This is a genomic window from Pseudarthrobacter sp. 1G09, assembly GCF_050038305.1.
GTDB lineage: Bacteria > Actinomycetota > Actinomycetes > Actinomycetales > Micrococcaceae > Arthrobacter > Arthrobacter equi.
The window spans coordinates 16,866-43,488 of the sequence record NZ_CP188306.1 but is presented as its reverse complement, the minus strand read 5'-3'; the positions used below and the strand labels follow the sequence as shown (position 1 = coordinate 43,488).

General features: G+C 67.4%; 24 protein-coding genes. 9 read left to right on the top strand and 15 right to left on the bottom strand.

What is annotated here, in order from left to right; translation table 11 throughout:
* Nucleotides 1-47 precede the first annotated feature (47 nt).
* The 4 genes from ACP3TD_RS00205 to ACP3TD_RS00190 form a co-directional block, all read right to left on the bottom strand.
* Nucleotides 48-1,562 (bottom strand): amino acid permease, encoded by a 1,515-nt coding sequence (locus tag ACP3TD_RS00205; RefSeq protein ID WP_426764762.1) that lies wholly within the window; start codon nucleotides 1,560-1,562, stop codon nucleotides 48-50.
* A gap of 88 nt (nucleotides 1,563-1,650) precedes the next feature.
* Nucleotides 1,651-3,066, bottom strand: coding sequence for an aspartate ammonia-lyase (locus tag ACP3TD_RS00200; protein ID WP_426764761.1), 1,416 nt, complete (start codon nucleotides 3,064-3,066; stop codon nucleotides 1,651-1,653).
* A 41-nt stretch (nucleotides 3,067-3,107) separates the two neighbouring features.
* Nucleotides 3,108-4,154 (bottom strand): asparaginase, encoded by a 1,047-nt coding sequence (locus ACP3TD_RS00195; protein ID WP_426764760.1) that lies wholly within the window; start codon nucleotides 4,152-4,154, stop codon nucleotides 3,108-3,110.
* A 24-nt stretch (nucleotides 4,155-4,178) separates the two neighbouring features.
* Nucleotides 4,179-4,883: a FadR/GntR family transcriptional regulator gene (locus ACP3TD_RS00190; RefSeq protein WP_426764759.1), complete on the bottom strand. Its 705-nt coding sequence runs from the start codon at nucleotides 4,881-4,883 to the stop codon at nucleotides 4,179-4,181.
* A 165-nt stretch (nucleotides 4,884-5,048) separates the two neighbouring features.
* Between ACP3TD_RS00190 and ACP3TD_RS00185 the strand changes: the two genes are divergently transcribed.
* Both ACP3TD_RS00185 and ACP3TD_RS00180 read left to right on the top strand, forming a co-directional pair.
* A complete protein-coding gene (locus ACP3TD_RS00185; protein ID WP_426764758.1) occupies nucleotides 5,049-5,312 on the top strand; it encodes a helix-turn-helix transcriptional regulator in 264 nt (87 codons plus the stop codon).
* Complete coding sequence (locus tag ACP3TD_RS00180) at nucleotides 5,309-6,565, top strand: type II toxin-antitoxin system HipA family toxin (protein ID WP_426764757.1); 1,257 nt, start codon at nucleotides 5,309-5,311, stop codon at nucleotides 6,563-6,565. The genes ACP3TD_RS00185 and ACP3TD_RS00180 overlap by 4 nt, the downstream gene beginning before the upstream one ends.
* Nucleotides 6,566-6,608: 43 nt before the next feature.
* Here the strand turns inward: ACP3TD_RS00180 and ACP3TD_RS00175 are convergent, their stop codons facing one another.
* The gene (locus tag ACP3TD_RS00175; protein ID WP_426764756.1) at nucleotides 6,609-7,226 is read right to left on the bottom strand and encodes a uracil-DNA glycosylase; all 618 of its coding nucleotides are present in this window, start codon (nucleotides 7,224-7,226) and stop codon (nucleotides 6,609-6,611) included.
* Nucleotides 7,227-7,371: 145 nt separating this feature from the next.
* On the opposite strand from ACP3TD_RS00175, the gene ACP3TD_RS00170 reads away from it, so the two are divergent.
* The gene (locus tag ACP3TD_RS00170) at nucleotides 7,372-7,884 is read left to right on the top strand and encodes a hypothetical protein (RefSeq protein ID WP_426764754.1); all 513 of its coding nucleotides are present in this window, start codon (nucleotides 7,372-7,374) and stop codon (nucleotides 7,882-7,884) included.
* Nucleotides 7,885-7,914: 30 nt separating this feature from the next.
* Here ACP3TD_RS00170 and ACP3TD_RS00165 read toward each other — a convergent pair whose 3' ends face one another.
* From ACP3TD_RS00165 to ACP3TD_RS00140, 6 genes are all read right to left on the bottom strand, one after another.
* A complete protein-coding gene (locus tag ACP3TD_RS00165) occupies nucleotides 7,915-9,435 on the bottom strand; it encodes an amidohydrolase (protein WP_426764753.1) in 1,521 nt (506 codons plus the stop codon).
* Nucleotides 9,436-9,494: 59 nt separating this feature from the next.
* Entirely contained in the window at nucleotides 9,495-9,878 is a 384-nt protein-coding gene (locus ACP3TD_RS00160) for an RNA-binding S4 domain-containing protein (protein WP_056078390.1), read from the bottom strand.
* 40 nt (nucleotides 9,879-9,918) lie between these two features.
* Nucleotides 9,919-11,037, bottom strand: a complete 1,119-nt coding sequence (locus tag ACP3TD_RS00155; protein ID WP_426764751.1) for a sulfite oxidase — start codon at nucleotides 11,035-11,037, stop codon at nucleotides 9,919-9,921.
* Nucleotides 11,038-11,138: 101 nt separating this feature from the next.
* On the bottom strand, nucleotides 11,139-11,993 hold the full coding sequence (locus ACP3TD_RS00150) for an SDR family oxidoreductase (RefSeq protein WP_426764750.1): 855 nt from the start codon (nucleotides 11,991-11,993) through the stop codon (nucleotides 11,139-11,141).
* 4 nt (nucleotides 11,994-11,997) lie between these two features.
* Nucleotides 11,998-13,002 (bottom strand): aldo/keto reductase family protein, encoded by a 1,005-nt coding sequence (locus ACP3TD_RS00145; RefSeq protein ID WP_091716649.1) that lies wholly within the window; start codon nucleotides 13,000-13,002, stop codon nucleotides 11,998-12,000.
* A 27-nt stretch (nucleotides 13,003-13,029) separates the two neighbouring features.
* The gene (locus ACP3TD_RS00140) at nucleotides 13,030-13,764 is read right to left on the bottom strand and encodes a hypothetical protein (protein ID WP_426764748.1); all 735 of its coding nucleotides are present in this window, start codon (nucleotides 13,762-13,764) and stop codon (nucleotides 13,030-13,032) included.
* 164 nt (nucleotides 13,765-13,928) lie between these two features.
* Here ACP3TD_RS00140 and ACP3TD_RS00135 point away from each other — a divergent pair, with 164 nt between their 5' ends.
* Entirely contained in the window at nucleotides 13,929-14,327 is a 399-nt protein-coding gene (locus ACP3TD_RS00135) for a YchJ family protein (RefSeq protein ID WP_426764745.1), read from the top strand.
* On the opposite strand, the gene ACP3TD_RS00130 is transcribed toward ACP3TD_RS00135, so the two are convergent.
* The 3 genes from ACP3TD_RS00130 to ACP3TD_RS00120 all read right to left on the bottom strand — a co-directional run bounded on the left by ACP3TD_RS00130 (nucleotide 14,328) and on the right by ACP3TD_RS00120 (nucleotide 17,677).
* On the bottom strand, nucleotides 14,328-15,248 hold the full coding sequence (locus ACP3TD_RS00130; RefSeq protein WP_426764744.1) for a TIGR04086 family membrane protein: 921 nt from the start codon (nucleotides 15,246-15,248) through the stop codon (nucleotides 14,328-14,330).
* Nucleotides 15,249-15,312: 64 nt separating this feature from the next.
* Nucleotides 15,313-17,313 carry an acyl-CoA dehydrogenase family protein gene (locus ACP3TD_RS00125; RefSeq protein WP_426764743.1) on the bottom strand — a complete coding sequence of 667 codons (2,001 nt, stop codon included), beginning with the start codon at nucleotides 17,311-17,313 and terminating at the stop codon, nucleotides 15,313-15,315.
* A gap of 61 nt (nucleotides 17,314-17,374) precedes the next feature.
* Nucleotides 17,375-17,677, bottom strand: a complete 303-nt coding sequence (locus ACP3TD_RS00120) for a hypothetical protein (protein WP_426764742.1) — start codon at nucleotides 17,675-17,677, stop codon at nucleotides 17,375-17,377.
* A 264-nt stretch (nucleotides 17,678-17,941) separates the two neighbouring features.
* Here ACP3TD_RS00120 and ACP3TD_RS00115 point away from each other — a divergent pair, with 264 nt between their 5' ends.
* The 4 genes from ACP3TD_RS00115 to ACP3TD_RS00100 all read left to right on the top strand — a co-directional run bounded on the left by ACP3TD_RS00115 (nucleotide 17,942) and on the right by ACP3TD_RS00100 (nucleotide 24,607).
* The gene (locus tag ACP3TD_RS00115; RefSeq protein ID WP_426764741.1) at nucleotides 17,942-19,399 is read left to right on the top strand and encodes a DUF3375 family protein; all 1,458 of its coding nucleotides are present in this window, start codon (nucleotides 17,942-17,944) and stop codon (nucleotides 19,397-19,399) included.
* Nucleotides 19,392-20,249, top strand: a complete 858-nt coding sequence (locus ACP3TD_RS00110; protein ID WP_426764740.1) for a DUF4194 domain-containing protein — start codon at nucleotides 19,392-19,394, stop codon at nucleotides 20,247-20,249. The genes ACP3TD_RS00115 and ACP3TD_RS00110 overlap by 8 nt, the downstream gene beginning before the upstream one ends.
* Nucleotides 20,246-23,707 carry an ATP-binding protein gene (locus ACP3TD_RS00105; RefSeq protein ID WP_426764739.1) on the top strand — a complete coding sequence of 1,154 codons (3,462 nt, stop codon included), beginning with the start codon at nucleotides 20,246-20,248 and terminating at the stop codon, nucleotides 23,705-23,707. The genes ACP3TD_RS00110 and ACP3TD_RS00105 overlap by 4 nt, the downstream gene beginning before the upstream one ends.
* 201 nt (nucleotides 23,708-23,908) lie before the next feature.
* Entirely contained in the window at nucleotides 23,909-24,607 is a 699-nt protein-coding gene (locus ACP3TD_RS00100) for a hypothetical protein (protein ID WP_426764738.1), read from the top strand.
* Nucleotides 24,608-24,670: 63 nt separating this feature from the next.
* Here ACP3TD_RS00100 and ACP3TD_RS00095 read toward each other — a convergent pair whose 3' ends face one another.
* On the bottom strand, nucleotides 24,671-25,165 hold the full coding sequence (locus ACP3TD_RS00095; protein ID WP_426764737.1) for an FBP domain-containing protein: 495 nt from the start codon (nucleotides 25,163-25,165) through the stop codon (nucleotides 24,671-24,673).
* A gap of 367 nt (nucleotides 25,166-25,532) precedes the next feature.
* Between ACP3TD_RS00095 and ACP3TD_RS00090 the strand changes: the two genes are divergently transcribed.
* Nucleotides 25,533-26,618 (top strand): iron-siderophore ABC transporter substrate-binding protein, encoded by a 1,086-nt coding sequence (locus tag ACP3TD_RS00090; RefSeq protein ID WP_426764735.1) that lies wholly within the window; start codon nucleotides 25,533-25,535, stop codon nucleotides 26,616-26,618.
* The last annotated feature ends 5 nt before the right edge of the window (nucleotides 26,619-26,623 follow it).

The following is a 26,623-nucleotide window of genomic DNA, read 5'->3' as shown; positions in this document are numbered from 1 at the left end:
GCTCTGTATTCCAGAACCCGGGTGCCGCCGTCGGACGTTGAGAAGCGCTATTTCTTGAAGGTGCCTGCCGGGGGGTTGGCAACCACCGGTGCGATGCCGGTGTGGCCTTCGCGGGTTTCGGCGATTTCGTGGATGCGTTTGCGGCAGGCGTACCAGCCGAAGACCATCAGGACTGAGGCGATGGCTGTGACCATCATGGTCAGGGGTGAGTCGATGAAGACCATGATCAGGACGCCTATCAGGAAGACCAGGGAGAGGTATCCGGTGTAGGGGGCGCCGAACATCCTGAAGGAGGGCCGTTCCACCCATCCTTTGTCGGCCCAGCGTTTGAGCTGGATCTGGCACAGGACGATGGTGGCCCAGGTCATGATGATGCCCACGGAGGCGATGTTCAGGACGATCTCGAACGCTTCGGCCGGGACCAGGTAGTTCAGCGGCACACCGAGGAGCGAGACGGCGGCGGTGATGGCGATGCCGCCGTAGGGGACGCCGGCTTTGTTCATGCGGGACGCGAACTTCGGGGCGGAGCCGTTGACGGACATGGAGCGGAGGATCCGTCCGGTGGAGTACAGGCCGGCGTTCAGCGAGGACAGTGCCGCGGTGAGGACCACCAGGTTCATGATCACGTCCACGCCCTGGACGCCGATGGAGCCGAAGAACGTCACGAACGGGCTGACGCCCTTCTGGTAGGACGTGTACGGGAGCAGCAGGGCCAGCAGGATCACGGAGCCGACGTAGAACACCGCGATGCGGAAGACTACGGAGTTGATGGCCTTGGGCATGATTTTCTCGGGGTTCTCGGTCTCGCCGGCGGCGGTGCCGACCAGTTCGATCGAGGCGTAGGCGAACAGGACGCCCTGCATGAGGATGATCATGGGCAGCAGGCCGTTGGGGAACACGCCGCCGTTGTCCGAGAGCAGGCTCAGGCCCACTTCCTGCCCGTCCACGGGGGTGCCGAAGATGACGAAGTACGTGCCCACCAGCAGGAACGCGACCAGGGCGGCGACCTTGATGAGGGCGAACCAGAATTCCATCTCGCCGAAGACCTTCACAGAGACCAGGTTCAGGCTCAGGACCACTACCAGGGCGATCAGGGCCCAGGCCCACTGCGGCACGTCAGCCATCCAGGGGACGTAGTTGCCGAAGAAGTGCATGTAGAGCGCCGCAGCGGTGATGTCCACGATGGTGGTGGTGGCCCAGTTGATCCAGTAGAACCAGCCGGACACGAACGCGGCCTTCTCCCCGAAGAACTCACGGGCGTAGGACACGAAAGACCCGGACGAGGGGCGGTGGAGCACCAGCTCGCCCAGGGCCCGCAGGATCAGGAACGCGAAGAAACCACACACCGCGTAAGCGATCACCAGCGACGGGCCGGCCGCGTTCAGGCGCCCGCCGGCACCAAGGAACAAACCGGTACCAATGGCGCCGCCGATGGCGATCATCTGGATCTGCCGCGGCTTCAGGCTCTTGTGATAACCCTTATCCTCGGCATGCAGCGAGGACTCGGAAGCGTGGGCATGACCACCATCGATGACGTGGTCTGGGAGTTGGGACTGACTCATGGGTGTCCTTACAGACGGGGGATGTTGGGTGGGCCCATGCCCGCCGGGTTCCCTGGCCGAGCTTGCGAGGCCAGGGGGCGGGTGGGGACTACTTGCTGAGGTTGGCGAGCCGTTCGGGGCTCAGGAGTTCCTGCAGTTGGGTGGCGGTGAGGAGTCCGTGTTCCAGGACCAGCTCGGCCACGCCCTTGCCGGTGGCGAGGGCTTCCTGCGCGATGGCGGTGGCGGTGGCGTAGCCCAAGTGGGGGTTCAGGGCGGTGACCAGGCCGATGGATTGCTCCACCGTGAGCCGCAGGTGTTCGGTGTTGGCGGTGATGCCGCGGATGCAGCGGGCCGTCAGGGTGCGGCAGGCTGCTTCGAGGTGGGAGATGCTCTTGTGGAGGCTGTGGACGATGACGGGTTCGAACGCGTTGAGCTGAAGCTGCCCGGCTTCGGCGGCCATGGTGATGGTGACGTCGTTGCCGATCACTTCGTAGGCCACCTGGGAGACCACTTCCGGGATCACCGGGTTGATCTTGCCGGGCATGATGGAGGAGCCGGACTGGACTGCCGGCAGGTTGATCTCGCCCAGGCCGGCGCGCGGGCCGGAGGAGAGCAGGCGGAGGTCGTTGCATATCTTGGAGAGCTTGACGGCCACCCGCTTGAGCACGCCGGAGAGGTGGACGAACGCGCCCACGTCCTGGGTGGCTTCGATGAGGTCGGCGGCGGTGACCAGCGGCAGGCCGGTGACCTCGGCCAGGTGCCGGCAGGCTGCGTCGGCATAGCCGGCCGGGGCGTTCAACCCGGTCCCGATGGCGGTGGCACCGAGGTTGATTTCGTGGATCAGGAGTTCGGCTTCGGCCAGCCGCAGCCGGTCCTCGCCGATGGTGACGGCGTAGGTGCCGAATTCCTGGCCCAGGGTCATGGGGACGGCGTCCTGGAGCTGGGTGCGGCCCATCTTCACCACGGTGCGGAACTCCTGGGCCTTGGCGGCACAGGCCTCTTCCAGTTCAGCCAGGGCGTCCAGGAGTTCCCGGGCGGCGAAGATGGTGCCGAGCTTCACCGCGGTGGGGTAGACGTCGTTGGTGGACTGGCTGAGGTTGACGTGGTCGTTCGGGTGCAGCCGCGCGTAGTCGCCCTTGGGGTGGCCAAGGATTTCCAGGGCGCGGTTGGCGATGACCTCGTTGGCGTTCATGTTCGACGACGTTCCCGCGCCGCCCTGGATGACGTCCACCACGAACTGCCCGGCAAGCTTGCCGTCCAGGATGTCCTGGCAGGCCTGCTCGATGGCTGCGGTGCGTTCGGCATCCAGCAGGCCAAGGTCCCGGTTGGTTCGGGCAGCGGCAAGCTTGACCGCTGCCAGGCCGCGGACCAGGTGCATGTTGGTGGAGAGCGGCTGCCCGGTAATGGGAAAGTTCTCCACAGCGCGCAGGGTATGCACGCCCCAGTACGCCTCCGCGGGAACGTCGCGGTCACCCAGCAGGTCGTGTTCGGACCGGAAATCTTCGGCGGTTGGTGTGATGGTCATAGGGGGTCCTTACGGGCGTCGTTGTCTGGTTCGGACAGAAATTAGTTGAGGAAGTCGGTGGCCTGCAGCCGGCCCACCTCGTGGCCGCCGCCCAGCACGGGGGCGGTGGCGATGGGGGCCAGGGGTCCGGTATCAAGTCCCAGCGCGTCGAGGAGCCGGACGGTGGCGGGCATCCTGGCGCGGTCGCCGCCGTCGGAAATCTTGACGGCTGCTGCGCTGCCGTCGGCCAGGCCCACCAGCTGGACGCCTTCGAAGCCGTCCTTGGCCACGGCGCCCGGCACCAGGCGCATGAGTTCGGTGACGTCCCGTCCCTCGCCCGCCACCATGTGGGGGTGCTGCTGCATGGCGAGCCCGACGGCGGCTTCCGCGCTTCGGGAAGCCGGCCCGCCGTCGTCGGAGGTTCCGTCCGCCTGGCCGGCGGCGCGCGCAATGATGCCGAAAGCGCGGGCCATGCCGCGGAGGGTGAGGGCGAACAGTGGGGTTCCGCAGCCGTCGGTGCTGATGGCGGCGGGTTCTTCGCCGGTCAGTTCGTTGACGGTGGTGGCAACGAGCTGCTGGAGCGGGTGGGACGGCTCAAGGTAGCCCCGGACCGGCCAGCCGTTGATGACGCAGGTGGCGGCCATCGCGGCGTGCTTGCCCGAGCAGTTCTGGGTGATCTGGGTGGTTTCGCCGCCGTTCCGCAGCCATTCCCCGCGTTCGGCCGTGCCGTAGGGGAGGTCCGTGCTGTTTTCGAGGTCGGCGGTGCTGAGGCCGTGCAGTTCCAGGATGCGGAGGGCGCCGTCCCGGTGGCGGCTGTCGCCGGAGTGGCTGGCGGCGGCCAGGGCCAGGAGGTCTGCGGGGAGGTCCAGCCCGGCCCGGACCATGGCCACGGCCTGGAGCGGCTTGAGCGAGGAGCGCGGGTAGAAGGGGGCTTCCGGATCGCCCGCGGTTGCGGCGGTGGAGCCGTCCCTGCGCAGGGCGAGGGCCGATCCGTAGTGGACGCTTTCCACCAGGCCGCTGCGGACGGCCGCCACCAGGGGAGCGTGCTGCGGCAGGGCCAGATGGTCCGGGGCAGGGGTGCGGGCAGCGGAAAACGCGGGGGAGGGCATGGTGTCCTTGGGGTTGCTGGCGGGTTATTTGTTGAGGATGGAGTCGAGGGCGTGGCCCACGGCTTCCAGATGGCTGGCCATGGCGGTCCGCGCGTCCTCGGCGGATCCGGCCTCGATAGCGGCGAGGATGAGCTGGTGTTCGATGTCCGAGGCGTGCTGGCGGTCAGCCACCATGTTAAGGGTCTCCGACTGGTGGGCCAGGGCGTCGCGGATATCGGCCACGACGCTTTCGAAGACCTTGTTTCCGCTGGCGCGGGCGATGGCGGCGTGGAAGGTGGAGTCCAGTGCCACCCAGGATTCGGGGTCGGTTTCGGTGGCCATGGCGGCCATGATCTGGCGGAGGGTGTCCAGCTCGTCCTCGGTGCGCCGCTCGGCGGCCAGGCCGGCGGCGGGGACTTCGATGTGCGGACGGGCCTCGGTCAGGTCGCGGGCGGAGTACTGCCCCAGCGTCAGGTCGTTGGCTACCTTGTTGGCCACCACGAACGTGCCTTTGCCGGTCTTGGTGACCGTCAGGCCCAGTGCAGTGCAGGAGCGGAGCGCTTCCCGGATGACGGAGCGGCTCACGCCATACTGCTGGGCGAGGGTGGCTTCGGAGCTGAGTTTGCTGCCCACGGGAACCAGGCCGGATTCGATGTCCACGCGGATCGCGTTGAATACCGCTTCGGCGGCGCTGAGCCGCGCGAGGGGGAACGCAGGCTGTCCTGCTGTCCGGCTGTCTGACAGGTTCACGCTTAAAATATGGCACCGGTCACATGGGGGTGTCAAGCCCCACTTTGCGGCCGCCCTGGAAGACCGGTACGAACGTGCCGTTCATGCTTTGCAACCCCCTATCGCGACCAGTTCAGCGCTGCTACATTGGGCTTAACCGGCACGATCGTGCCTCAGGAGGTTGGCATGACCACAGCAATGGACCTGGTTGCCACGGAGGTCCGCGCCAGGCGCACATCATTGCGGCTCACCCAGCGGGACCTCGCCGACATGGCGGGCGTATCGGAGCGGTTCGTCAGGTTCGTGGAGCGGGGAAAGCCAAGCGTCCAGCTGGATTCGTTGCTTGCGGTCCTCGATACCCTGGGCCTCGAACTGCGCATCGCTGACAGGGCCAGCCAGGCGGAGCGTTCCCTGGTCGGCCAGGGCCGTTCCGGGAGTGAAGCGCCGTGAGGCACCGCGTCGCGGACGTCTACAAGGCAGGGGTTTTGGCTGCGCGGCTGGAGCGGTACGACGGCGGAACGAAGTTCAGCTACCTTCCCGCCTATCTGGCCGGCGGCAGGCCCGCCGTCGCATCCTCCCTTCCCCTTACCGGGGAACCGGTCGTGTCCGCCGCAGGTGCTGCACCGCCATACTTCACCGGCCTGCTGCCGGAGGGCCGGCGCCTGAATGCGCTGCGCCGGTCCATCAAAACCAGCGCCGACGACGACCTGTCCCTGCTGATCGCTGCCGGCGGGAACCCCGTGGGCGACGTCCAGATCATCGGCCACGGTGAACCGCTGGATCCGGATGAGCATGCGGTGGAACTGGACCCGCGGCAGCCGGTGGACTTCGACCAACTCCTCGGCGACCCGGACCTGATCGACCCCGTGGCACTCGCCGGCGTGCAGGACAAGCTGTCCGCCGGGATGATCTCGCTGCCCGTGGCCGCCAAGGGGAAGCGGTTCATCCTGAAGCTCAATGCCCCCGAGTTCCCGCACGTGGTGGAGAACGAGTTTGCCATGTTCCGTTACGCGGCCAAGCTGCGGCTTCCGCTGAGCCGGGTGGGGCTGATCCGGGACGTTGCCGGGCGGCCGGGCCTGCTGGTGGAACGCTTCGACCGCGTGCCGCCGTTGGAGGCAGCGGCCGGGGCCGGTTCCGACGAGGTCCTGCGGCTCGCCGTCGAGGACGGGGCCCAGGTGCTCGGTCTGTACCCGGCGGACAAGTACAACGTGGGGTACGGGCAGGTGTGCCGGGCACTCGCTGAGCACTGCGCCGCGCCGCTGCCGGCACTCCGCAACCTTGCCCTCCAAGGAGCGTTCGCCTGGCTGACCGGCAACGGCGACCTGCACGCCAAGAACGTGTCTATGGTGCAGGATCCCCGGGCCGGCTGGGTGATCGCGCCCGTCTACGACATCCCCTCCACGGTCGTCTACGGCGACAAGACGCTCGCGCTGGCCATCGACGGCAAGCGGATGGGCATTTCCCGCCGCCACTTCCTGGGCTGGACCGCGGGCCTCGGGCTTCCGGAGCGCGCCGCATCTAATATCATCGACCTGGCGTTACGGGCCTCGGGGCCGCTGCTTGCCGACCTTGAGGCAGGCACAGCATTCGCGGGCGCCGCACCTGATGGAAAGAACGACGACGGCAGGTCGCCGTTCCCGGACATGGTCACCAGGACCTGGGTCAAGGAGCTGAAGCACCGCCGCCGCCTGTTCGAAGGGTAGGCCTTCGCGGCCCAGGGCGGCCGTGCTGCCCGCCCGGGCTGGTTCACAGGTGCTGGATGCCCGCCCGCTGCATGGCGTCCTTGTAGATCTCCACGTTCTTGGTGAGGATCTCTTCCTGCTTTGTATCCGAGACGGCGAAGGCACGCCCGCCAAGCGCGGTGGCCTTGTAGATCTTGATGCCGCTGTTCTTCAGCGCCGAGTGGTAGGTCTTCTCGTAGAGCGTCAGGAAGGTGGACGCGTCCGTTCCGTGGGCGATGATGGCCGAGACGCGGGAGTTGATCTTGAGGAACTGACGGAACGGGCGGAGGCCATCCGTCTTCTCCTGGATACTCAGCGCCGAGGGGCTGCCGCTTTCCCGCACCCAGGGGTATGCGTTCCAGGGCATGACGTAGCGGGGATCCAGCTCGGCCAGTTCGTAGATCTGGGTTGCGCGGCGTGCCGCCTCATCGTCGTTGTTGTGGGACACGAATCCGGATTCAGTGCCCTTCCCCGGGCTCACCTGGAGGCTGACGATCCGGCATTCATCCTCGTCGTGCACCGGGTCGATGTACGGGACGGTGGAGCCGGGCTTCTTCTCCATGAGTTCCTCGCAAAGCTGGGTTACCTTCGCGATGTTCGGTTCCTGTAGCAGGGCTTTCTTTTCGTCCCAATCAATCGTCACGATCTCTCCCTCAGCAGCACGGCGTCCAGAAACAGGCGTCTGATGCCACTCTACGCTTCTCCGCAGAGGGGTGGGCAGGGGAAAAACACGGACTGGTTCCGGCTGCCGGGCTGGCCGCCGCCGGCGATGCTGTTCAATAAGGAGCGTGCAGTTCACCAGGAAAGGCCTGAAAGCCGATGGTTTCGCAGGCTTTAGACCCATCGACGATCTCGACATCACGCGCATCCCAGAGGGAACCGGGCTGTTCGTCGTTATTGCGCCGGCCGGGTTTCTGCCCCGCTTCCTGAAAAGGAGCACCGCCGGCGTCTTCAAGAAAAGACAGCCGTCCCTCCCCGAGCCGGCTCTCCGGGCCGAGTGGGTGGAGTCGGCATCAGTCCTCTACCTCGGCAAGGCCGGCCCCGGCAGCAAGGGCAACCGGGGACTGAGGCGCCAGATTCAGGAGTTTGTTGATTTCGGTCGAGGGAAGCCGCCAGGTCACTGGGACGGGAGGCTCATTTGGCAGTTGGCCGATGCGACCGACTTGGTTGTGGCCTGGAAAGAGCTGCCGGCTGAGCAATTGAACCTGGTGGAGGCCGGCTACCACGCAGGCTTTGTGGCGGAGTTCGGGAAGCTGCCGTTCGCGAATCTTGTCCAGGCACGCGGCAACACCACCCGTTGAACGGCAAAGCGGCCCGGCAGGCTCCGATACCTAGTGCTGCGAAGCCGCCCATCCGCCGTCGTACGTAAAATGGCCGCCCACCAGCGTCGCCGCGACGGGCATCGCCGCCAGCCCGGAGTCCGGAACAGCCAAAGGATCAGCGTCAAGAAGCACCAGGTCTGCCGGGCTGCCCACCTGCACGGTGCCGCGGCCCCTGGTGGAGGCGGCCAGGGCCTGTTGGCGGGTGATGGCCTCCTGCGGCTGCCACGGATCGCGGCCGTCGAAGGAAGACCGGGTGGTGGCGGCCGAAACCGCTGCCCAGGGATCGAGCGGGGCCACCGGGGCATCCGATCCCAGCGCCAGGGTGGCACCTGCGTCCAGCAGTGACCGCAGTGGAAAGGCCCGGTCTGTCCGCCCGCTCCAGTTGGCGTCGGCGGCGTCCCGGTCATCGAGCGCATGCACCGGCTGCACGCTGGCCACCACGCCCAGGGCGGCGAAACGGGCAAAGTCCTCCCGCCGGACAAACTGGGCATGCTCGATCCGGCCGCCGATGCCGGCATACCCGAACGCGTCCAGGGCCACCCCGTTGGCGGCATCACCGATGGCGTGGACTGCCGGCACGAACCCGGTGTCCCGCGCCCGCCGCAGCAGGGCACGCAGCTCGTCAACGGGAACGGTCAGCAGGCCGTGCCCGCCAAAAGGGTACGGCTCCACGCAGTACGCGGTCCGGGTGTTCAGGGACCCGTCAATCAGGACTTTCAGCGGGCCTGTGCGCAGCAGGCCGTTGCCGCCGGGTACCTCCCTGCCCGTCCGCAGGCCCTCGGCCGCAGCCCGTTCCAGGTCCGCCGGGTACACGCCGGCCTCCACGCGCAGGCTGTCGAAACCGGCGGCCATCCGCCGCAGCCACGGATCGCGGTTCCACGTCATCTCAAAATCCACCACACCCACCACGCCCCTGGCGGCGGCATTCCTTGCCGCCTGGCTGACCCAGCCGTCCACCACGGCAGCCGGCAGCCGGCCCAGCTCGCGGGTCAGGAGGAAGGCAGGTTCCTCGCGGAGCAGCCCCGTGCCGTCCACCCGCAGCCCGTAACGGCGGGCGGCAGCGGTGTTCACCCACACGCAGTGCAGGTCGTGGCTGATGAGCGCGGCCGGCCGTTCCCCGGCGGCGGCATCGAGCATGGCCAGCGTGGGCGTATCCGGCCACAGGGCATCACGGAAGCCCACACCCACAGCGGTGATCGGGTGGCCGGGTCCGGCCCCGTCCGCACCAGCGGGATCCGCGGCAATGAAGCGTCCGACGGCGGCTGCCGCCTCCCGCGCGGACGTCGCCGCGGCGAGGTCAAGCCGGTTCGCGTGCAGGGCCCACTGGGTGACATGGACGTGTTCGTCCCACAGGCCCGGGATGATGAACCGGCCGGCGCAGTCGACAGTCCTGAGGGGCCGGGCCTTGTGCGCCAGCGTCCCCGCCGGGCTGATCCCAGCCACCACCCCGCCGCGGAGGTGCACATCGAGGGGTGCCTTCGAACCGGGGCGGCGTACGGAGGCCAGGACAAGTTCCACGGCAGCCGGCATCACTGTGCTGCTTTCACTGTGTTGCAGCCATAGGTGATCTGCTCACTGCCCGCGGCACGTCATGCGGACCCGCGGAGGCGGTCCATCTCCCGGCGGTCCTTCTTCGTTGGCCGGCCGGTGCCCCGGTCCCGCTGCGGGATGCCCAGGGCTGGGGCCACGGGCCGTGGCGGAGTGTGGTCGGTGAAACAGTGCGACGCCACTTCCGCGCCGACGCGTTTGACGATCAGGCGGCGGACCTCGAGGATCCGTTCGTAGCCGGGCATCCGGACCGTCACCGTATCGCCAGTGACGAGGGTGGCGGATGCCTTGGCCGGTGTGCCGTTGAGCCGGACGTGGCCGGCGCGGCAGGCTGCGGTGGCGGCCGAACGCGTCTTGTAGGCGCGGATGGCCCACAGCCACGCGTCAATGCGGGCGCTGGCGGGGGAGGAGGGAAGGCTCGTCATGGTTGGCACCGAGTATAGCCCCGGCACCCGCGCGCCAGCCCTAGGCGACCGTTACCCGGACCTGCTGCACCATGTTGTTGGCCATGCCCTGGTAGTTCCAGTTCTGCTCCAGGGGCTGGGTGGCGCCGGTGGCATCGGTGGCGCGGCAGGACAGCACGTGTTCGCCGGGCCCGGCCACCCACGGCAGGGTCCACTTCCGCCACGCGAATCCGCCGAGCGGCTTCCCGAGCTGCGCCGGCAGCCAGGCCCCGTCGATGCCGATTTCCACGCCGGTCACAGCACCTTCACCGGACCACGCCCTGCCCTGCAGCAGGACAGGGCCCGCGGCCAGGGTCCGGTTCCGTGTGAGGAAGTCCGGAATGCCCGGCGGAACCATCAGCGAACGTACCCTGATGCGCGAAACCGGCGTGCCGGCGTCGTCCGCGGAATCCTGGTAGCGGTAGGCGACGTGCTGCTGGAAGCCCGTAAAGGGGGCGGTGACCACTTCGATGGATTCCAGCCACTTCACGCTCGTCATGCCGTACCAGCCGGGGACCACCAGGCGCAGGGGGTAGCCGTGCTGGGGTGGGAGCTCGAGGCCGTTCATCGTGTAAGCAAGCACGACGTCCGCCCGCATGGCCTCGCGGATCGGCAGGCTGCGCGCGTACCGCTGCCGGACGCCGCCCTGGATCCCGGCGTCGGCACCGGTGAAGACGACTTCCCGGGCGCTGGGCAGGACGCCCGCCCTGGCCAGCAGGTAGGCGAGCGGGACACCCGTCCAGTACGCCGTCCCCACGGCTTCAAGGACCCAGGGCTGGCTGATGGGCCGGGGACTGAGCAGGGAACGGCCGTTGCCGGCGCACTCAAGCGTCACGGGGACGGTGATGGCAGGGTCCTTGTGCAGGGCCGCCATGCTCAGTTCCAGGGACCGTTCCACCGCCCCGCCGATCAGCAGGTGCCAGGACGTTGCATCGATGTCCGGAATATCGAAGTGCGTGAGGACATAATGCAGGCCCGGTGGAGTGACGTCACGGCGCATCGCCTCCAGCGGCATGGAGTGGTTGCGGGCCGAGAGCTGGAGTTCCTCCGCGGTCAGCGGGCCGGTGGTGGGACCCGCGGGCGCCATGCCTTCCGGAGTTTCCGCCTGGACGGACTGCAGGTTGTGTTGGGTCTGCGTCATGGCGCTGCGATTCTGTGGGGCGGATGGCGGGGCGGTGGTTCCTTGCCTCTGGTTTACGCCCGCCCCGCGCGCCCGTCAACGCCCTAAAGACGCAAGAAAAGCTACAGCACGGGCCGCGTCAGGAACTCCGCGAGGCTGATGGGGTCCTGGCCCGTCAGCCCATGCACGTCGAGTGAAATGCCCGCCATCTCGCCTGCCGCCATGGCGGTGTACGTGCTGACCCAGGCATCCACCTGCCACTTCGGCGCGTTGTAGGGTGCCCGCGACGCGTAGGCTTCCTCCAGCGTCTCCGCCTGGTAGGTGACGTCCCTGCCGGTACCTTCGCTGATGATCTCCGCAGCCCGGGCCATGGAGAGCTCTTCGGGGCCGGTGAGCTGGTAGGTCTTGCCCTTGTGGATGGCGGGGTCCCGCAGCACCGCAACCGCACTGCGCGCAATGTCCTCCCGGGCCACCCCGGAAAACACGCCATCACCGGCCGGTCCCTTGATGACCCCCTGGTCATCGGTCATGAGGGGCAGGAAGTCCAGGTAGAAGTTGTCCCGCAGGAACGTGTAATCCATCCCGGAGGCCCGGATCCGCTCTTCGGTGGCGTAATGGTCCCGGGCCAGCGTGAACGTGGCATCCGGGGCCGCCCCGTAAAAGGATGTGTACACCACGTGCTGCACCCCGGAGCCGGCCGCGGCATCCACGAACGCAAAGTGCTGCTGCAGCCGGTCCTCCGCCTCGGCTGCGGACACCATGAACAGCACCCGGACCCCCTCAAGGGCAGTCCGGGTGGCCTCCGCGTCCCCGTAGCTGCACACGGCGGTGGCGGCCCGCTCCAGCTCAGGCGCGCGGGACGGGTCCCGCACCAGTAGGCGCTGGGCGAAGCCGGCGCCTGCCAGTTCCCTGGCCACCATGCCGCCCAGCCCGCCGGTAGAGCCGGTGACCGCAAGGTCCGGCAGGTCCGCCGCCATGCGCCTAGGCTTCCCGCGTGGCGGGCGACTTGGTCTGGGCGGGGTCGCGTTCGGCGAGGGCACCGATGGCGTCGTCGATCTTCTTCAGCACGTCCGGCTCCAGCTTCACACCCGCGGCAGCCACGCTGTCGGCGATCTGCTCCGGCCGTGAGGCGCCCACGATGGCGGAAGCCACGTTGGGGTTCTGCAGCACCCAGGCCACAGCCAGTTGCGGCATGGACAGGCCTGCCTCCTCCGCGATTGGCTTGAGGTCCTGCACACCCTGCAGGACGTCGTCGCGCATCCACCGCGAGATCATCTTGGCGCCGCCCTTTTCGTCGGTGGCACGGCTGCCTTCGGGTGCCGGCTGGCCGGGCAGGTACTTGCCGCTCAGGACACCCTGTGCCATGGGTGACCAGACGATCTGGGACACGCCCAGTTCCTCCGACGCCGGCACCACCTCGGCTTCGATGACGCGCCAGAGCATGGAGTACTGCGGCTGGTTGGAGATCAGCTGGAAGCCCAGTTCCCGGGATAGCTTGTGCCCCTCCCGGAGCTGGTCCGCGGTCCACTCGCTGACGCCGATGTAGAGAGCCTTGCCCTGGCGGACGATGTCCGCGAACGCCTGCATGGTCTCCTCGAGCGGCGTTTCGAAGTCGTACCGGTGGGCCTGGTAGAGGTCGATGTAGTCCGTCTGCAGCCGGCGCAGCGAGCCGTTGACGGAATCCATGATGTGTTTGCGGGACAGGCCAAGATCGTTCTTGCCCTTGGGCCCGGTGGGGCCGAAGACCTTCGTGAAAATCTCCAGCGATTCGCGGCGCTCTCCCTTCAGGGCCTCGCCGAGGACCGTCTCCGCCGCGGTGTTGGCATAGACGTCGGCAGTGTCGAAGGTGCTGATGCCGGCGTCGAGGGCAGCGCGCACGCACTGGGAGGCGACGTCATTCTCCACCTGGGAGCCGTGCGTCAACCAGTTGCCAAAAGTGATTTCCGAGACTTTGAAACCGCTGTTTCCGAGGTATCTGAATTCCATGGGCTTCACGCTAGCGGAGATGGTTGCTCAGGGTAAGGGCCGTCCACCGTTGCGTGCAGCGTCGGATTCCGTCCGCTTCTGCTCCTGGCCGTGCTTGAGTACCTGCTGGGCGGAAAGGGACACCAGCGATCCGGTGTCCAGCGGCGGCAGCACCTGCGGAGCCTGTGGCTTCGTGAAGGAATGCGGGACTTCGCGGACGGGGCGGTGGTTGTGCAGCGCTGATTCCACGAGCGGTGCCACGGACTCCACCTTCTCCGCCGGAACGGCTGGATCCGGGAGGTCCCGCACGGAGAGCTTGATTTCGGGGTTCGCGGCGCGCTCCCGGGCCGTGGCGCGGGCGTCGGCTTCAGCCACGGCGGAAGCCCAGTCCTCGGCCAGGACGGGTTGCTCGCGGCGGGTTCCGGAATTACGGGCGACGGCGGTGCCCACCGCCGATTTCGCCAAGCCGGACTTCGCGAAAGCAGACTTTATGCGTGCTGGCTTGAGTGCCCCGGGCCAGCCGCGCGGTGCTGGTGCGGAACCTGCCGGAGCGCCGTTGCCGGACTCGCCAAGGCGGGTGCCGTACAGCTGGACCAGGGGCATCCCGTCTTTCCGTTTGCCCTTGCCGAACAGCCGCATCATGACGACGGCGGCCAGCCGGCCCACACCCGCGAGGAGCAGGGTGATGACGCCCAGGAGGAAGAGGATGAAGAAGATCAGGAAGGCGACGCCCACCGTGCCCAAAAAAGTTAGGTTGAGGACGAGCGTGTCCGGATTTTCCACGTTTCATCTCTCCTCTCTGCCTTCAGCTGGGCCCGCGGCGGCGCCCCCACGCACGGCAGCAGCTTCGTATCCACCTTACGGATTTTTGCGCCGCCTTGCCCCCGGCGCGGCGGCCGTCCGCGGGGTTGTAGCAAAGCCGTTACCGGATATGACAGCACCCCGGTATGACAAAAATCGGAGCACAGGACCGTTGCCCCTGCCTGTCCGGGGATCAGTACGCCTCCTGTTGCGGCCGGTTCCATTCAGGCGGGGCCGAAGCATCCACCGCGGAGCAGCTGATGCGCTCCCGGTACACGGCTTTCGTGCTACTGGACCGGGACTACCTGCTCAGGACGTGGCACCCGAATACGGCCCCGAGGAATCTGCAGCTGGACCCGGAAATGCAGTGGCGGCGGCTGGACATTGCCGCCACCGGGGGTGGTGGGCCTTTCGACACCGCGGGGACGGTGGAGTTCAAGGCGCACTACCGGCACACCGGGGAGCGGGGCGTGCTGCACGAGGCCAGCAGGTTCGTCCGTTCGGACGGCCGGTGGTTTTACGTGGACGGGGACATCCTCGACTGACTACTCGTCGTAGTCGCTGTCCGGTGTGAATCCTGCCCGGTCAACCTTCCGGTGGAAGTGCATCCCGGCCAGCCCGCCCAGCACCGCGCCCACCAGCGCAACCACGGCCACCACGACGGCGGCGATGATGCTGGTCGTGGTCAGCTCACCCTCGTTGATGGGGATTCGCGGAAAGCTGTTGAGGTTGGCCAGCACGTTGAACTGCTGTCCGGCCACCAGGCCCAGGACAGCGATGACGATGGCGGCGATCAACGCCCAGACCCACACCATGAGGCCCTGCTTGGCGCCGTTGAAGCGCGCCATCCGGCCGGCCACGTAGCCGCCGGAGTAATAGGAAACAAACAGAATCACCAGCAGCACAATGATGCCCACCAGGCCCACCGTGCCGCTGTTCCGGGCGGCCTGGTTCACAGCCTCGTTGACATCCGTGTTGTTGGCCAGCCCCACGGCGGTGCCGGCTGCGGCCACCAGGGCAGTGAGCAGGACGGCCATGCCGGTTGCGGTCAACCAGCCAAAGAAGGCGGAACCCACCTTGATGCCGCCGAACTGTTCCTTCTCCCGGGCGATCGCGGTTTCGCGGTCGGTCAGGTTCGGGTTCACGGCCGCGGCCGGGACAGCTGCGGTCCGCGTGGCCCCCATGGATCCGCTGCGGTCCGCATAATCCCGGTCGGCGTCGGCCCGCTCGGCGTAGACCTCCCGGGGGTAGTCGCGTTCGGCGGATGCGGCCGGCGCCTCGGAGTACGAACGCGTGGCGTCGCCGGCGGACGTCCGGTCGATGGGACGCGTTGCATTGTCAGCCGGGGTCCGGTCGATGGAGCGGGTGGCCTGGCTCTCCGCGTCACCGGCGCGGCCGTTTTCGCTGCGCCCGTCCTGCCGCGCTCGCCGGGGAGGGAGGTTCTCTGGGTCCGTTGAGCTGCTCATGGATCCACTCAACCACCGCCCCACCCCGATAGCAAGGATGCTTACGATTCTGTGACCTGCGGTTCTACCGGTATCTGCGGTGCAGGTTCTCCTTCGCCGAGGGCCCGTGGGAGGCGTCGGCAATCCACGGTCCGGTGCCCTCGGACTGGTCCAGGACCCCTTCCTCCAGCCAGGCGTAATCCCCGGCGAGGACCTTGCGCGTCAGGTTGTGGTCGCCGTCGTCCGTATTACGCCAGAGCTGGTCGAAATATTCGTCCACGCGCACCCGCGCCTGCTCGCAGTAGGCTTCGGCCAGTTCGTAGGCGCCCGCCGCCCGCCCGGGATCTGTTCGCAGCAGCATCTCCGCACGCGAGCAGCACGCGGTCATGGCGAACAGTTCAGCACCGATGTCCACCACGCGGCCCAGGAAGACCTGTTTGCGCTCGAGCTTCGCCTGCCACCTGCCCATGGCATAGAAGGTCTGGCGGGCCAGGCGCCGGGAGGAGCGTTCCACGAACCGCAGCTGCCGGGCCAGCCGGCCGAACTCGCTGTAGGAGCGCGGGTCCATCCCCGCGCCGGCCACCAGCTTGGGCAGCCATTTGGCGTAAAAGCCGGAGGCGCCGAGGGCGGCCCGGGCTTTATCGGACAGGCTCGCATCCATTGAGGCCAGGTCCCCCGCGGCAGCCAGGTGCGCGTCAACGGCTTCACGCGCAATCAGCAGGCGCATGATCTCCGAGGACCCTTCGAAGATCCTGTTGATCCGCAGGTCACGCAGCTGCTGCTCGGCGGGCACTGCACGCTCCCCGCGTGCGGCCAGGGACTCTGCGGTCTCGAAACCACGCCCGCCACGGATCTGGACCAGCTCGTCAGCGATCCGGCAGCTGATTTCCGTGGCCCACAGCTTTGCCAGGGCGGCTTCGATCCGCACGTCCTTCTGGCCCGCGTCCGCAAGCTCGGCGGCGAGCTCGAACACGGCATCCAGTGCGAAGGCGGAGGCCGCGATGAAGGCAATCTTCTTTCCCACCGCCTCGTGCTCGCCCACGGGCCGGCCCCACTGGGTGCGGGCGTTGGACCATTCGCGGGCGATCTTCAGGCTCCAGCGCCCGGAAGCGACGCACAGCGCAGGCAGGGCCAGCCGCCCGGTGTTAAGGGTGGTCAGGGCAATTTTCAGGCCCTGCCCCTCGCGGCCCAGCCGGTTGGCCGCGGGCACCCGCACCTGGTGAAAGCGGGTGACGCCGTTTTCGATCCCGCGCAGGCCCATGAAAGCGTTACGGTTCTCCACCGTGATCCCGGGGGAGTCCATCTCCACCACGAACGCGCTGATCCCGCCCTTATGCGGGGTGCCGTCGGCGTCCGTGTGCGCCGGGACCACCGCCATCACCACCACCAGTTCCGCGATCACCCCGTTGGTGGTCCACAGCTTTACGCCGTCCAAAAGGTAGGCCTCGCCGTCGTCCGTGGGTGTGGCGGTGCTGCCCAGCCTGGCGGGGTCGCTGCCCACATCCGGTTCGGTGAGGAGGAACGCGGTGATGGCGCCGGCCGCGCAGCGCGGCAGGTACTCCTTCTTCTGTTCCGGTGAGCCGAACACCTTGACCGGCTCGGGCACGCCAATGGACTGGTGCGCCGAAAGGAGCGCGCCGAGGCTCGGGTGGACGCTGCCCAGCAGCGCAAGAGCACGGCCGTAGTACACCAGCGAGAGGCCCAGCCCGCCGTACTCCTCGGGGATCTTCATACCGAAGACGCCCAGGTCCGCCAACCTGCGGATGTACTCGTCGGGAATCTGTGAAGCACGCTCAATCACTCGGCCGTCCATGGTCCGGGCATACGCGGTGAGCCTGGCCATGAACGCTTCACCATGCTCCACATCCGCAGGATGGGGCGTGGGCCACGGGTGGACCAGGCTGAGGTCGAAGTTGCCCAGGTAGAGGCCCTTGGCGAAGCTGGGCCGGTCCCACCCGGTCTCCCGGGCGGCCTCGGCCACGGCACGGGCTTCATCCGCGGTGACGCCGGAACCGATCTTGCCGGCGGGGACGGGCGTTTCTTCAGCCGGTGCGTCAGTGGACGGGCTGTGCGTGGCGGAGGTCATGGGTTATCTCCTTGGCCGGAATGGCCGGTGAAGCCATGGATCCGCCGGGTTGGAGAACCCTTCAGCTGTCCCTCAATATTACCCGCGGGTAAGTTCCGGTGCCAGGGGAAGGCTGGGCCGGAAAGTCCGCAGCCACGTCCACGCTCTTTGCATGGTGCACCAGCCGGTCCCAGCCGGCATTGATGCCGTGGACCACCGCCAGGAGCGTGCTGGACACCAGCACCCAGGCGAGCTTTCCCGTACCCAGCACCAGGAGCGCAACCAGCCCCGATGCCAGAACGAAGGCAGCCAACAGGCCGCCAAAAGCCAGGGTCCCCATGAAGACCAACGTGGATGTGTCCAGAGCGCTCAAATCAAACTGCATGTGTCCCCCTGCGGCGTTGCTGTGGTGAGAATCTGCTGTGGCCAAGCGGCGAAGGCCGGTAGCAGAAAGCGTAGGGTGGGCCCCGCGCGGCGAGCCAGAGCGCGGCAGCAGGAAACAGCTGTTGATACGGGATCGATACCCTACCGCCAGGTAGGTCACGGAGCGGTTGCGGCGGTCCCCCCGAACGCGCTGCGTTAACCTTGTAGTTGGCCGTTTTCCGGTCCGCCCCCACCGCCCGCCCCGCCAACAGTCCAAGGAGAATGTGTGCCCCGCTCCGCCAGGTCATCCGCTGACGCCATCAGCGCCCGGCTCCGGGACCTCGAACTCCTCACCAAGGGACCCGCCTGGGCCCTCACCCGTTCGGCGCCGTGGGTCATCGCGGTGCTGCAGGCGTCCTTCACCCGCACCCGCCCGCAGCTTCCGCTCGAGGAATTCCATGCCGACGTCGACTCCTTCCTTGAGGAGCTCCGCCGGCAGGACCCCGGGCTGGGTGGCGGCGCCAACGGCAAGTCGTTCGGCGACGAGTGGACGCGCCGGCAGTTCCTGACCCGCCGGAACCAGTCGGGCCAGATCGTCTACGAAGTCACCGAGCCCGCCGCCCGCGTGCTCGCATTCCTGGACAGCCTTTCCAGCGAACGGTCCACCCTCAACGGGTCCCGGCTGGGCACGCTGCTCGGCGATGTCGAAAAGCTCGCCAATGAGACCAACCCGGACCAGAGCGCCCGGCTTGAGGCCCTCGAGGAGGAAATCGGCGAGCGGCAGCAGCTGATCGAGGACATCAGCAGCGGCGAGTTCGACGGCCTGCTCGATGACGACCAAGCCGTGGAGGCCGCGGGCAACATCCTGGACCTGGCCGCCAGCTTGCCCGCCGACTACAAGAAGATGCGCGACCGGATCGAGGAACTGGTGGGCGGCCTCCGCAACCAGATCATCGAGGAGTCGCTGACCAAAGGCGCCACGATGGCGCAGGTGCTGGAAGCGGACAAGCGGCTCCGCCAGAGCCCGGAGGGCAGGACATTCCGTTCGTTCACCGCGTTCCTGGAGGATCCGCAGCAGCAGCTTCGCTTCCGCTCGGCCATCGGCGAGGTCCTCGGCCGGCAGTTCGCGGACGACCTCTCGCCGGAGGACCGCGAGACACTGAAGAACCTGGTGGCAGAACTCCGCCAGCAGCACAGCCAGATCCAGCGCATCTACGGCAAGCTCAGCGAAAGCCTCAACACGTACGTCCAGAGCGATGACTTCCGCCAGTCGGTCCGGTTGCGGCAGGTCCTGCGCGAAGCCGAGCACGCCATCCGGTCCCTGCCGTACGAGCGCGACCGGCCAGGCCTGGTTCCCGGACCGGTCCTGTACAACGCGGGTTTCGAGGCGCTGTCCATGGTGAAGCTGTTCGACCCCGACGAATTCGCCGCACCGCCCAAACTGGCCGACCCCATCGCGTTCAGCGACTCGGACCGCGTGCGCTCGCCAAGGACCGGCAAGGCCAAACCGGCGGTGGTCCGCGCCACCATGGCAGGAGCGAGGACCCTGGGCGACGCCTGGGATCAGCTGCCGCCGGAAGAGCGGCACATCAACTCCATCCGGGCCCTCCTGTCCGAGGCGCTGCACGGGGGCGCCACCTTCAACCGCGAAACGGTGGACGGCCTGGACTTTGAACAGATAGACGGCACAACCCGGCGGGCCTACCTGCCGGTGGTCACGCTCGCAAAGGATTCACATGACTGAAGAGATGACGGCACCGCCCGCCGAGCCCGTACCCGCCCCATCGGTTGAGCCTGCCGAAACCCGTGATCCGGTGGTTGAGCCTGCCGAAACCGCGGAGGCCCCGATGCCGGCCAGCCACGTCACCGGCGTGGTCACCCCGCGCGACACCTTCGTGGACGGAGCCGCGCTGTTCCCCGGCGACACCGGCGTGCTGAACATGAAGGTGCGGCAGGCGCTGGTGAAGCTTCTCAAAGGCCCTTACATTGACGGCGGCCGGGACGAAAAGCTGTGGACGGTCCTCCTGGACAACCAGGTGATCCTGCGCAGCCGCCTTTCGGAGCTGTTCCTCAGCATGCAGCTGGACCATGAACGGAAAATCGCCGTCCTGCGCCCGGTGGACCCGGACGTGATCGGTGGCAGCGCCCGGTCCAGCATCCTGCGGCAGCAGCGGGCCCTCAGCCGGGTGGAAACCATCGTGCTGCTCCGGCTCCGGCTCCTGCTGGACCGGCACGTCACCGCCCAGACTGACCCCACCATCACACGCGAGGAAATCACGGACCTCGTGGCGCACTACCAGCCGTCCGGCCAGCAGGACGCCCTCCGCGACTCGGACGTGGTTACCCGTGCGATCACCAAGCTCCTGGCCCGCCAGCTCCTGCTGCCCACGGGCCTTGACGACGTTTACACCATCTCCAACGCCCTCCCGCTGGCCCTCCCGTTCGAGAACATCGGCGACATCCCGGCCCACATCGAAGCCCTGGTGGCCGCGTCAACGGACCAGTCCGGAACGGAACCGCTCCTGGACCTCGACGCAGATCCGGCGGCTGAGCCCGCCGATAACGAGGACGACGACACCGAGGCCGCCAAGTGACCATTCCGAGCATGCTCCCGCTGGGCGAAGAGACGAACCCCGGCCAGATGAGGCTGGCGCTGGTCCAGGTGGTCAACTGGGGCACGTTCCACGGCGCGCACACCATGCGCGTGGACCGGAACGGAACCCTGCTGACCGGCAACTCCGGCGTGGGAAAGTCCACCCTCTTCGACGCCATGCTGCGCGTTTTCGATGCCAGGCCGCGGTCCAACGAGGCCGCCGCCCAGCGGTCGGGCGGTGCTGTGGAGGACAAGCGCACCACCTTCACGTACATGCGCGGCAAGGTGGGCGACAAGGCCGTGGGCGAGGGCTCGGCGAGTGCCTTCCAGCGCCCCGGTGCCACCTGGTCCGCCGTCGGGCTGACGTTCGACAACGCTGCGGGCACCCGGGTGACCGTCTCGGCCCTGTTCGACCTGCCGAAGAACGGCACGGAATCGAGCGTGGGCCGGTTCTACCTGATCGACAATGTTCCGCTGGACCTTGATGCGCTCGAGGGCATCGCGGACAAGCGGTTCACCAAGGGCGCGTTGGAAACGATCTTCCCGCACGCCCAGGTGTTCGATGTCCACAAGGCCTTCGCCGAGCGGTTCCGGCGCCTGCTGGGCATTAGCTCGGACCAGGCGCTTCCGCTGCTGCGGGTTATCCAGGCGGGCAAAGGCCTGGGCGGCAGCGTCAACACGTTCTTCCGCGACCAGGTGCTGGACGCCCCCGCAACACTGACGGCGGCTGACGACGTGGTGGAAGAGTTCAGCAACCTGATGTCCATCCGCCAGCGCCTCGAGGACGTCCGGCAGCAGCGTGACCAGCTGGCGCCGGTTCCGGGGCTGAACCGCGAATACGCCCAGTCGCTCCTGGACGCCAACCGGCTCCGGGAGCTGGCGGGCGGCGAATTCGAGGCGTACAGGCAGCGGCTCGCAGTCACCGTCCAGCAGAAGATCCTGGCCCGGTTCAAGGAACTGGCGCAGGCCAAAGCCAAGGAACTCGGTGCCGAGCGCTCGGTCCGTGATGGCCTGGCCAAGGACCTGCGGCAGCTGGAAACGGACTACAACAGCCAAGGCGGCAACGCGATTTCCGCCATTGAGCAGTCGCTGGAGAACGCCAGGGTGGGGCTGCGCCTCCGCCGCCAGGTTGAACAGGCTGCACAGCAGGCACTGTCCGACGCCGGGCTGCAGCTTGAGTGGACGGCCTCAGGCTGGGAGCAGGCACACGAGCAGGCCGCCGCCCGTTCCGCGGAGCTGAAGGACGATTCGCAGGCCCTGCAGGAGCTGAGGTTCGAGGCGTTCGACGCCCACGCCAGCCGCAAGCGCGAACTGGCCGCGGCTGAGCAGGAACTCGTGTCGCTGAAGACGCGCAAATCCCTGCTGCCGCCGTCGAGCATTGAAAACCGTGCCGCCATTGCCGCGGCCACCGGCGTCCCCGAGGACAGGATGCCGTTCGCCGGCGAGCTGATGGACCTGGCCGAAGGGGAGGAGCGGTGGCGGCCGGCGGCCGAGCGTGCGCTCCGCAACCTGGCCACCACGCTGCTGGTCCCGGGCGAACATTTTGGTGCCGTCACCCGCTACCTCAATGACCACAACGTCCGGGGTGCGCTGCGGGCCGTGGACGTCTCCAAGCCACTTGCCGGTGGTGCGCTGGCAGTGGAGGACGCACGCGACGGCGACCTGCTCACCAAGCTGGACATCCTCGCCAGCGGTGCGGCTGCCGAGGCGGGGGAGTGGGTGCGGGAACGCATCGCCCTCGACTTTGCCTATCCCTGCGTGGAAGACCCGGACCAGCTCGCTGCGCTGGACAGGGGCCTGAGCCTGGGCGGCGTGGTCAAGCGGAACCGCCACACCGTGGAGAAGGACGACCGGTTCACCAGCCGCCAGGACTACGTGCTGGGGTTCGACAACGCCGCGAAGCTGGAACTCGTGGCCGGCCAGGTGGAGGACCTCCGGCAGGAAGTGGCCAAGGCAGCCGAGCTGGCCCAGAGCCGGGAGGACTCCCACCAAGGCATGAGCCGGCAGCTCGAAGCGCTCCGCCGGATCGCCGAGGACGACAGGCCTTGGGACCAGGTCTCGGCAGCCGTCGCAGCAGAGGAACTGGCGGGCATCGAGCAGCGGCTCAAGGATGCCCTTGCCGCGCAGGCGGACCTGGAGCCGCTGCGCGCCACCATTGAGGAGGTCCGGCAGAAGCACCAGTCCAGCACCGAGTCCGCGGCCGTGCTGCAGAGCGAGTACAAGGCGCTCGACAGGCAACTGACCGCTGCCGATTCCCTGCTGGAAGCCGCGCGCCACCGCCTGGCCGAGGCACCTCCGTCGGACGCCACCGTGACGGCGCTGGAACCGTACTTCGCCGACTTCGGCGACGTGACGGAGATGCACGAGCTGGACAACCTGGCCAACAGGGTGCGGACCGCACTCCAGGGCGAGCTGCACGCCGCCGAATCCCGGGGACAGGCCACCGCGGAGCGGCTTACCCGCATCTTCGAAGGCTTCGTCCGCGAATGGGGCAGCGCCATCTCGGCCGACCACGGCACCAGCATCGGCGCCGCCAGCGAGTTCGAGGCGCGCTACCACGCGATCGTCAACGACGGCCTGCCGGCGCAGGAAGCCGAATTCCGGCAGTTCTTCAACCAGCGCACCCATGAATCCTTCAGCACCCTGCTGCACCTCCTGGATGAGGAACGCCGCTCCATCACCAGCAGGATCCTGCCGCTGAACGGCATCCTGTCGCAGGTGAACTTCCACGAGGGCAGCTTCCTGGAACTGGACATCAAGCAGACCCTGCCGCCCACCGCGAAGCAGTTCAAGGATGCCATCCAGAACGCGCTGAAGGCCCGGCATACGCGGCCCGCGAAAACGGAGCCGGGTGCGGAACGGGACGACGACGCCGAGCTCACGGCACGCTACAAGTCCCTGGAAACGCTGGTGAAGCGCCTGGGCTCGCAGGCTCCGGAAGACCGGCGCTGGCGGGCCGAGGTGCTCGACGTCCGCGGGCACCTGTTCATCCAGTGCAAGGAGCACCGCGAGGTCACCGCCCCCTCGGCCACGGGAAAGAAGGCCGGCAAGAAGACCGAGGTGTTCATGCACGCAGACACCGGCTCCATGTCCGGTGGTGAGCGGCAGCGGTTCACGGCGTTCATCATGGCCGCCGCCCTCAGCTACCAGCTGGGCATCGCCGAGCAGGGTTTCACCACGTACGGCACGGTGATGATGGATGAAGCCTTCGTGCTTGCCTCGGAGGAATTCGCCGGCGCCGGGATCAAGGCCCTGCACGAGTTCGGTTTCCAACTGCTGTTGGCCGCGCCCGAGAACGTGATCGACCTGTCCCGGCACCTGGGCTCTGTGACTGAGATCCTCAGGGACCGGCGCACCAACCGTTCAGGCGTACTGACCGCGCCGGTGATCCGGCCCCGCGAAGGCGAGGAGGGGGCCTGGCGGTCCGAGGCGAATCCGGTGGACATCGTGCTGCGCTGACGGTCTGCCGCCGCGAACCTGGACAGGGATAACAAACTGATGGATTTATCCGTCAGGTTCTGGTGTGCCGTGATTTGGGTGTGCCACCCTTGGGAGCAAAACACCACCACGCCATCCCGATCCCCATAAGCAACTGCGGAACGCTGGGTCCCGCAGTTGCCTCCGAAGAAACTCACGGCGCCCTCGTGAAAGGCAGCCATCATGCACCCAGCCCGCCGCCTCGCCGGACCCCTCGCAATGGCCACTGCGGCCGCCTTCTTCCTGGCAGGCTGTACCTCCGGCGGGCCGGCAGAATCCGGCGGCGGGGGCACCTCAGCGGCCGTCACAGTTCCTCCTTCAACGGGGACGCCGGAGCCGGCAGCTCCGTCCGCGTCTGCGTCCAGTGGAGATCCTGCTGCCGCCGGGCTGGCGACCTTCACCTTCCCCGACGGCAGGCTCTCCTTCACGCGCCCGGCGGACTGGAAAGCCGAGGTCTTCGAGGCCTCGGCGTCACCCTATGTGGGAACGGCCACCATCTACGACGCCAGCGACAAGCAACTGGTCAGTATCTATTACGGGCAAATCGCCGATGGCGTCTCCGGGCCTGTGACCAGGACGGTTTTTGAATCCGTGCCGGTTCCCGGGCTGCAGGGCCGGTCCACACCGGAGGCGCATGCATCGTTCTACGTGGACTGGGACGACGACGATGCCATCTACCACCTGCAGTTGACCGCGGGCGCTCCGGCAACGGGCCCCCGGGACGCCGTGAAGGGAATCATCCTCCTGGGCGACCGCGTGCTGACGGCCGAAGTACTGTTCGATGACCAGCAGTTCCCCGACGACAAGTCCGCGCGGGCCTGGTTCGCCGGCAGCCAGGGGCAGGCGCTGAAGGCTATTTTGGCCAGCTTCACCTTCCGCTGACCGGACACGGGAAGGCCCTCCCATGATGCAGGGAGGGCCTTCCGAGGTGTGGCGTCCGGGCAGCTACTTGGACTGCACCCTGCCCAGGAACTGCGCGGTGCGGTCCTCGAGGCCCCGGATCTGGCGGACCACGACGGCGGCCGGGTCCGGGTTGATCTCGTTGGCCGGGGGTTCCTTGCGGACATTGCCGGAGCACAGGAAATCTGCGCAGATCAGGGTGCCCACGGTGTTGCCGTTGCGGCCGGACTGGCCGGCACGGCGGGCCACCCAGAGCAGCACGTCTTCCTTGGAGAACACGTCGCGGCACAGTTCGCACAGGACGGAGCGGTTCTTCCGGGCGCCGCCTTCGGGCGCCCGGAGCAGGACTCCGGTGAGGCCCTTGGGGCCGGGAACCACGAGATAACCGCGAAGCGGCATCTTGGGGTCCCGCCAACCGAGGAAGTCGAGGCTGTCCCAGTCCAGGTTGTCGAAGTGCTGGGGCAGGTTGAGTTTGGCGGCCTCGGAACGGCTCGCGTTGACGAAGGATGAGCGGATTTGCTGGGGCGTGACTGATTGCATGGCGAAACTTTCGTGAGAAGGGGCCCGGCAGCGGGCAGCAGCCCGGGATGAGGGCTCGATGAAAAGTGGAGTCAGCAGTTGTCCGCGAAGCAGGCCAAAACGGCCACCCCGCATTCCGCGGCAGCGGCGGGGCGGAAAGCCTCCGGCGTGCGCATTGCTCCTCGATGTCCCGATCTCTTAAGAGTTTGTCCGGCCGTTCCGTAGCGGACCCGGTCCCTGCCATCCTGCCAAACCTTGGAAATCCTGTCCAAGATCACCTCGGTTGTGTCCTTCGTCACCTTGGGGAATAAGATACGAAAAGCTTTCGTAATAGGTGTGAGCATAGGCTAGCCTTACTTAAGTTCGCATCACTCACTTAAGGAATTTCATGGCTTCCTCCCTGTTCACGGGCCCCAGCACCACCCGCCGCACGCTGCTTAGGTCAGCTGGGGCGTCGGCCATTCTGGCCGTCGCGGTGACGCTCTCCGCCTGTTCCACCGGCCCGGCAACGTCTACTTCCGATGCCAGCGCAGCCACTTCCAGCAGCGCACAGTTCCCGGTCACCATCGACCACGTGTTCGGCCAGACCGTCATCGAGAAGCAGCCCACGCGGGTTGCCACGGTCTCCTGGGTGAACGACGACGTCGCCATTGCCCTGGGAGTTGTCCCCGTAGGCGTTCCCAAAAACGATTGGGGCGGCAACGACAAGGGCTCCACCCCGTGGAAGGACGCTGCCCTTGAAGAACTCGGCGCCGGGTTCGGCACGGACAAGGCTCCGGTCCAGTACTCGGAGGCTGACGGCATCAACTTCACCGAGATCGCCAAGCTCACCCCTGACGTCATCCTGGCTGCCTACTCCGGCCTGACCGAAGAGGATTACAAGAAGCTGAGCGAAATCGCCCCGGTGGTGGCGCACCCCGAGCTGGCTTACGGAACATCCTGGCAGGACGCCACCACCATCGTGGGCAAGGCGCTGGGCAAGGACGCCGAAGCTGCCAAGCTGGTCTCCGACACCGAGGCCACCGTCAAGGAAGAGGCGGCGAAGTACCCGCAGATCAAGGACAAGACCTTCATCTACGGCTACGCCCTGCCGTCCGACCGCACCCAGACCGGCATCTACACGGCCAACGACAACCGGCCCAAGTTCCTGTCCTCCATCGGCATGAAGCTCGCCCCCGTTGCGGAGCAGGCATCGGCCGGCTCTAAGGAATTCTTCGTGCCGTGGTCCGCGGAGAAGGTCAACGAGCTTGATTCGGACATCTTCCTCAGCTCGGTGGAAGACGCCAGCGAAGCCGACGCGATCAAGAAGGACCCCCTGCTGGGACAGATCCCTGCCGTCAAGAGCGGTGCGTTCGTGGCAGACGCCAACAAGAGCCTGGTCCTCGCCATCTCCGCTTCCTCGCCGCTGAGCCTTCCGTGGGCGCTGGACACGTTCCTGCCCGAGCTGGCCACCGCAGCGGATGCCGTGAAGTAGCACCG